Genomic DNA, 711 nt, shown 5'->3' with positions numbered 1-711 from the left:
ACGATGGTGCAGCGCTCGTCGACGCACATCGTCCGGTCGGACTCGCTGATGGAGATCGGCCTCGGGGCGCTGTACTCCGAGCAGGCCGTCGCCTCGGGGATGACCACGGAGAAGGCGGACCTGGTCTTCGCCTCGCTGCCGTACCGGATCATGCACGAGTTCCAGATCCCGCTGTACGACCAGATGCGCGAACGCGACGCCGACTTCTACCAGCGGCTCGAGGAGTCGGGGTTCGACCACGACTGGGGCGAGGACGGCTCGGGCCTGTTCATGAAGTACCTGCGCCGCGGGTCGGGCTACTACATCGACGTGGGGGCCGCCGAGCTGGTGGCCAACGGCGACGTCGCCCTGGTGAGGGGACAGGTCGACCACCTCACCGAGGACTCGGTGGTGCTGGCCGACGGCACCGTGCTGCCGGCCGACCTGGTCGTCTACGCCACCGGCTACGGCTCGATGAACGGCTGGGCCGCCGACCTCATCTCCCAGGAGGTCGCCGACCGGGTCGGGAAGGTGTGGGGGCACGGCTCGGACACCATCAAGGACCCCGGCCCGTGGGAGGGCGAGCAGCGCAACATGTGGAAGCCCACCCAGCAGCAGGCGCTGTGGTTCCACGGCGGCAACCTGCACCAGTCCCGGCACTACTCGCTGTACCTCGCGCTGCAGCTCAAGGCCCGACAGGCCGGCATCCCGACCCCGGTGTACCGGCTCCAG

1 pseudogene is annotated in these 711 nt (G+C 69.2%); it reads left to right on the top strand.

What is annotated here, in order from left to right:
- Positions 1-711, top strand: a pseudogene (locus FHL79_RS24830) (NAD(P)/FAD-dependent oxidoreductase); the annotation flags it as partial.

This window comes from Modestobacter altitudinis (genome assembly GCF_005930475.1).
In the GTDB taxonomy this organism is placed as follows: Bacteria; Actinomycetota; Actinomycetes; order Mycobacteriales; family Geodermatophilaceae; genus Modestobacter; species Modestobacter altitudinis.
Note: the sequence above shows the minus strand (reverse complement) of the source record. Positions and strands in the feature narration are given on the sequence as shown.